The organism is Pantoea sp. YU22, assembly GCF_003970755.1.
GTDB lineage: Bacteria > Pseudomonadota > Gammaproteobacteria > Enterobacterales > Enterobacteriaceae > Pantoea > Pantoea piersonii.
Window position 1 is genome coordinate 1 of the sequence record NZ_RYDU01000039.1, and the last position, 5,974, is coordinate 5,974.

6 protein-coding genes are annotated in these 5,974 nt (G+C 45.6%); 5 read left to right on the top strand and 1 reads right to left on the bottom strand.

All coding sequences use genetic code 11. From position 1 onward, the window contains the following. Window positions 1-122 precede the first annotated feature (122 nt). The 3 genes from EKL29_RS22810 (at window position 123) to EKL29_RS22815 (ending at window position 1,820) form a co-directional block, all read left to right on the top strand. A complete protein-coding gene (locus tag EKL29_RS22810; RefSeq protein WP_126690832.1) occupies window positions 123-512 on the top strand; it encodes a hypothetical protein in 390 nt (129 codons plus the stop codon). 576 nt (window positions 513-1,088) lie between these two features. Further along, the gene (locus tag EKL29_RS23505; protein ID WP_271153216.1) at window positions 1,089-1,211 is read left to right on the top strand and encodes a hypothetical protein; all 123 of its coding nucleotides are present in this window, start codon (window positions 1,089-1,091) and stop codon (window positions 1,209-1,211) included. Further along, window positions 1,212-1,820, top strand: a complete 609-nt coding sequence (locus tag EKL29_RS22815) for an aspartate/glutamate racemase family protein (RefSeq protein ID WP_311779081.1) — start codon at window positions 1,212-1,214, stop codon at window positions 1,818-1,820. A 154-nt stretch (window positions 1,821-1,974) separates the two neighbouring features. On the opposite strand, the gene EKL29_RS22820 is transcribed toward EKL29_RS22815, so the two are convergent. Beyond that, window positions 1,975-2,898, bottom strand: coding sequence for a LysR family transcriptional regulator (locus EKL29_RS22820; protein WP_126690833.1), 924 nt, complete (start codon window positions 2,896-2,898; stop codon window positions 1,975-1,977). A 155-nt stretch (window positions 2,899-3,053) separates the two neighbouring features. On the opposite strand from EKL29_RS22820, the gene EKL29_RS22825 reads away from it, so the two are divergent. Next, window positions 3,054-4,043 (top strand): aldo/keto reductase, encoded by a 990-nt coding sequence (locus tag EKL29_RS22825; RefSeq protein ID WP_120456181.1) that lies wholly within the window; start codon window positions 3,054-3,056, stop codon window positions 4,041-4,043. Window positions 4,044-5,173: 1,130 nt separating this feature from the next. Continuing rightward, window positions 5,174-5,485: a hypothetical protein gene (locus EKL29_RS22830; RefSeq protein ID WP_126690834.1), complete on the top strand. Its 312-nt coding sequence runs from the start codon at window positions 5,174-5,176 to the stop codon at window positions 5,483-5,485. The last annotated feature ends 489 nt before the right edge of the window (window positions 5,486-5,974 follow it).

Below are 5,974 nucleotides of genomic sequence, written 5' to 3' on the forward strand. Positions count from 1 at the left end.
AACAGATGTCACCGACAGAATATGAAAACCAGTATTATCAACGGCTCGGAAGTGTCTAGATTATCCGTGGCGATTCAAAGCCTCTGGATCTAGCAATCAAAATCCCTGAAAATTTCACCAAAATGCCAGATCTGTTAGCGGACATTAAATATCCATCTTTAAAAAATAAACCTAAATTCATTTATTCTAACGATGATGGCGCAGTGTCGTTGGGGTTAACTGAAAAAGCCTCGTCGGGTCTGGTCAATATCGATGTGGTAAAAGATGGGATGTTGGATCTTGTGAAAGCTCTAAAGCCAAAGGCTTTATCATTGACTGTCGATGGGAATAAGGCTTGGCTGGTTGTTTTTAAGTCACAAGCTAGAGATGGCAACATATTGAATATACAATTATTTACCATGACAGATACAAAGTTCGTAGTAGGCACCTTCAACATGACGGATAAGTACATCAATCAATATTGCAATGTTGGAGTCTTATCTTTGGTGTCTTTGAAAGAGACATCGCGTTAATTTTAGGCAAAAAGTACCTAATGCCCTCGTGGTGGATATATAAAAATCACGGGGAGCGTAGCGACCTTCGCCTAGCTCGCCTTTTTGTCCCTCGCCCTGCAAAAGGTTTGATTGTGTGGGCGAAGTGTCCGACTTCCAGCAATCACACTTCGTCGCTTACTGCTGCCTTTTCTGCTCATCTTATCAGGTGCTAGTTATCGTACTGCGAGACAGGGTAGAGCTTAACTCTTTCGCGCTTAAGTTACGTTTCCACCGTTTGCCTGTTTATCCTACCGGTGCTCGGGGCGGTGTAATAGGGGTCTTATGTTTAATGTTGCAGAAGTTGCCTGTTGCCATCATTTATATGTCCGCTTTTCGCTCATAGCGGACTTTGTCCTACGCAGATGTCCGTTTTGTGCCACATGTGGACAGTAGCTTCCACCATGATGCGTTAATTAACCGGGCCTATCGTCAGCCCCCTTTTGCGGGTGAATTCTGGAAAAAGAGATGACGGAAAATGCAACCCTTTAATTGTGCCGGCAACTCAGAGATAATTTGTTATCTGAAAAAGAGGATGAGGGAAAGGAGGCTCTGTCAATGACTGTTTCTATCGGTGTGCTTGCAGGTATGGGACCCCGTTCCACAGCTCCGTTTATTGATATGCTGGTGACAGACTGTCAGGTCGGCTATGGCGCAAAATATGATCTGGATTTTCCCTAAATGCATATCATCTCGTTGCCCACACCTTTTTGGCCCGGCAAAAAAAATGATGATTCTGCGATGATCGCCGCCCTGCAGCAGGGGATTGCCGAACTCGTCAAAGCCAGAGTGAGCCTGATAACCATTCCCTGTAACCTTGCTCACTGCTATTTCACCGAAATGAAAACGGCGAGCTGCGGTATTCCACTTCTTCATATCGCAGACAGTGCTCTCGAGTCGCTGCCGCCAGAAGCAACCAGAATCGCGGTACTGGCTACAGAACCCACACTTGAAGCGGGTTTCTATCAGGCGCAAATAAAAGCATCTGACAGAGAAATTATTGATTCACAGCGGCTTCGTGAAATGACCACGTTACTAATCGGACGGGTTAAAACAAAAGGCTTTCACGATCCCGATGTGCAGGCAGAATGGCAGAATTTAGTGGCTGAAGTGGAAACTCATCAGGCAGAGGCGCTGCTTATTGCATGTACCGATCTGAGCCCGCTGATAAATGGAAATTCTTACCGCTTTGCCATCGTCGATACGGCAGCAAGTCTTTCCAGGGCGACCATTAAGAACTACAAACTGCTGTCCGGGAAAACTACAAGCGACATCAATAATACAGACTAACCTGATGTCCGCTTTTCGCTCAGAGCGGACCTTGCACTGCGCATATCTGCTCTGTACCAGTCACGGACGGTGGTCTTCCATACCCAATTAAAGATGGGCTGTAGATTCATTACAGTTAATTTCATCAGACTGTTCCCCCTGAAAATCTTTATTTTTATACCGCTGCTTCACTTCTGGTCATGGCAGCATAATCCCGTACGGCTTTAATAAAAAGCGCCACTGCCGGAGGAAGATGCCGGTTGGCCGGATAATAAAGGCTGAGGCCAGAATATTTCATTTCACAGCCCGGCAGGACAGGCATAAGGCGACCTGAATCAAGATGATGCTGTACATGATCCAGGGGCAACCAGGCAAGGCCGAGCCCGTTAAGGACGGCTTCAACGGCAAGCAAATTACTGCCGCGAACGAAAGTCACAGAGTTTTCTGCTTTAACGTTAATAGCAGCGCCGTTATGCTGCAATTCCCAGTCCAGAAGGGCCCCGTTTTCAAACCTGTAACGTATGCACCGGTGCTGTAAAAGGTCCTGTGGCACGTCAGGCTCCCCCCTGCGTTTCAGATAATCAGGCGAGGCAACGATGCCGATTACCATCGCAGGCTGAAAGCAGACTGCGATCATATCCTTAGGGATATCCTCATGCAGCCGTATTCCCGCGTCATAGCCTTCTGCCACGATATCAATAAACCCTGACTCGACAATAAACTCGACGCGTATACGGGGAAATTTCTCTAAAAATTCAGGCAAGACATGTTTTATCAAAGGAAGAGCACCTGATTCCGACGTACTTATTCTGACTGTTCCAGACGGAACAGTGCTTTCAGAAGCGGCCTCATCAATCGCCTGCTCAAGACTGCTGATCGCAGGCCGGATATGCCTGAGAAGCTTATCCCCTGCTTCCGTTAATGCGACAGAACGGGTAGTGCGATTGAACAGGCGGACAGAAAGCTTTGCTTCAAGGCTCCTCAGGGAGTGGCTCAGGGCAGAAGAGGAGATCCCCAGCACTTTTGCTGCGGCCCTGAAGCTTTGCTGCTCAGCGATGGTAAGAAAGGCGTTCAGTTCAGAAAGAGAGGGCTTTACCATTAGTGAGTATTTCTCATCAAGTCATGAAATTACAGCGTTATTGTTGAGCATTATATATCAGGCTAACATCAAATCATGCTCTCGCCTGAATAATCTGGTCGATTAATTATTCCTGCCGGGTGTTTTTCAGCTATGTCAGATCAGAAGGAGTATTTATGGAAATGCGCAGACTCGGAAAATCGGGCCCAGAGGTATCATCTGTCGGCTTTGGCTGTATGGGGCTTAACTTCAGCTATGGTCATGCACTGGATAAAGCTGAGGCCATCTCACTTATTCGCAGCGCAGTTGAAAGAGGCGTCACGTTCTTTGATACCGCCGAGGTTTACGGACCCTATACGAATGAAGAACTGGTGGGTGAAGCCTTAAAGCCGTTCAGGGATAAGGTCGTTATTGCAACGAAATTTGGGTTTAATATTCACAACGGGAAAATGGCCGGCATGAACAGCAGGCCTGAGCAGATCAAAAAGGTTTGCAACGCCTCGCTCAAAAGACTGGGCGTGGAAACTATTGATTTGTTTTATCAACACCGTGTCGATCCTGAAGTTCCAATTGAAGATGTTGCAGGCGCGGTGAGTGAGCTAATTGCTGAAGGCAAGGTTAAATATTTTGGCCTGTCTGAACCCGGCGCGGCAACGGTGCGTCGGGCTCATGCCGTTCAACCCGTTACCGCTCTCCAGAATGAATATTCTCTCTGGACACGCGGGCCGGAAACGAACGGAATCCTGGATGTGTGTGAAGAACTTGGCATTGGCCTTGTCCCCTACAGCCCGCTTGGCAAAGGGTTCCTGACCGGTGCCATGAACAAAGATACCCCTCTGGGTGAGGATGACTTCAGAAAGCTGCTGCCGAGATTTACGCCAGAGGCAATGGAAAAGAATCAGGCTTTGATTGATCTTCTGGCTAAAATAGCCGGTGAAAAAAACGCCACGCCAGCTCAGATCGCCCTTGCCTGGCTTCTGGCTCAAAAACCCTGGATTGTGCCGATCCCGGGCACAACGAAGCTGCACCGGCTGGAAGAAAACATCGCTTCAGCAAATGTGGTACTGACTCAACCAGATCTTTTATCTCTGGCCGAAGCCCTGTCCGCTATTGATATTGAGGGCGAACGATACCCTGAGAATCTGCTTGCCACGACTGGCCGGTAATCCGCGTTCTGTACCAGGAAGTTGGGGTCATGAAATAATGTAGTTGTAATGATTGTCCTGCCCATTCACACGGCAGTCATCCGGCGCACAGAAACAGATAGCTGAGTTCTGTGCGCCGACAAAAGTAAAAAAAGCAGATGAAGCCGTCCGGACATATCACAAGACTGGCTTTCGGGCTGCATCTGAAATTGCAGAAACATTATTAGGGCACTCCGTGAGGCAGCAGGCCTGCAACGGGGCATCAGAGGCGTGATATACCATGCTGAAAACTTAAACCACCGGCAAATACCTGCTGAAACTTTAAGAATCCCCTGTACGGCATATCTGTAGCGCTGTTATTTCTCGGAAAGGCCGCTGGCGTTAAAAAGCAAGTAAAACGTTCGCTTCCGCTTATAGAAGATAAGGGGTCCCTTTTAAATACGGCTGTCAATATATCTTTATGGCCGGCCATTCTGATGCGCGAATATATACTTATCCTTTTTAGAACGCATCAGGCAAATAATAATCTAAAGATGTACCGTCTCACAATCTTGCAGGATCCTCCATTTATAACCTGCACTTTTTACCGATGATTTATACCGCTCCGCGGCCTCTTATCCTGATAACCTCAACGTCAACCAGATTTAAACCCGTACACCCTCTCTAATGAGCCCACCAATCTGCTGCCGATGAACGCTCTGGATACAACACTCTCAAATGAACGCTGTCAGTCGTGAAGTCTTACCCTCTGCGTCACTTCAGAAATGTTAATAAAATATCGTGTATCTGGCGCATCCTATGGAGAATGCCCGACTTACATGCAGCAAGTGCCAGAGGGGCTAAGAAAATGCTTAAAAAATGGAAAAATCCTTAATCCTGTCTGAATTTCATACGCAATAGGATTAAAGCTCATTAATTTCAATTGGTTAATAACATGAAAGGAATTAAGGTTTTTTAAAGTAGTATTTGATTTACATGTTAATGTGTTGTAAAACTAACAGGCATCAGCAGAGTAAACACATATGCTGTCTGCGCTTGATGTGATCCGATGTCTTTAAATCGGGCATCATGCATTAAAGAGGGTTATGGATTAGATGTTTAAAAGCGCATCAGCAGGGAATTTTTAAGGCTTGTTAATGGTAGAGATATGCATGCGACCTTTAAGCTTTGATACTGAATTTTATGTATTAAAAATAAGGCGAATGGCTGCAGGATTTCAGTCTGGGGAATGTCTGAATGAAATAAAAGAAAGCGTTGATGCGCTTATTAAGATAGTCGAAGTTCAGCTGCGTCGTGAACCTGAATCTGAGGTGGAAGGCTGGGCGCAACTTTTATGCCGCCTGCATGGCATCTCTCGCAATACGGCTGATCCAGACTGGATGACCGTAATAGCATATGCCCGACGGAGGATTAATACCAAGAAGCATACAGCAATAACCCGGCGTAAGAAAAGTTGCCTATGAAATTCAGTCAACTGCGGGCACCTGCGTCTTTTTTGCACTTTAAATGAAAGATATTTTAATCAAAGAATCAGGTTATGATTAAAAATCACACTAACAGTAAAATAACTTGCCTGATGGCGACTTTTTTGCATCCGGGAGCTTTATGAAAAGACCTAAAACTCATCCTGTACATGTATGGTTGATATAATAAAAAAATAGTAATTCATAACCACGACCTACTGTTAAGCGGGTCTGCAAGGTGTGGTTGTGACATGAAAAAACCTGGTTTTATTTAAAAAATATCCTAACAAAAAATTATTTTTTATTAACTAACCTCTGGCGAGCACATAAAGGACATTAAGATGGGTAAAAAATATTACCTCTCCAAAAAATGCGAAGTAAGCGACATTATTTTTATGCATTTAGCAGGTTGTGAATCGCCACGGATAATCTAGACACTTCCGAGCCGTTGATAATACTGGTTTTCATATTCTGTCGGTGACATCTGTT

Coding starts and splice junctions, on each gene's coding strand:
- EKL29_RS23505 (WP_271153216.1), top strand. CDS start 1,089: ATGACTGTTTCTATCGGTGTGCTTGCAGGTATGGGACCCCGTTCCACA.
- EKL29_RS22810 (WP_126690832.1), top strand. CDS start 123: ATGCCAGATCTGTTAGCGGACATTAAATATCCATCTTTAAAAAATAAA.
- EKL29_RS22830 (WP_126690834.1), top strand. CDS start 5,174: ATGCGACCTTTAAGCTTTGATACTGAATTTTATGTATTAAAAATAAGG.
- EKL29_RS22820 (WP_126690833.1), bottom strand. CDS start 2,898: ATGGTAAAGCCCTCTCTTTCTGAACTGAACGCCTTTCTTACCATCGCT.
- EKL29_RS22825 (WP_120456181.1), top strand. CDS start 3,054: ATGGAAATGCGCAGACTCGGAAAATCGGGCCCAGAGGTATCATCTGTC.
- EKL29_RS22815 (WP_311779081.1), top strand. CDS start 1,212: ATGCATATCATCTCGTTGCCCACACCTTTTTGGCCCGGCAAAAAAAAT.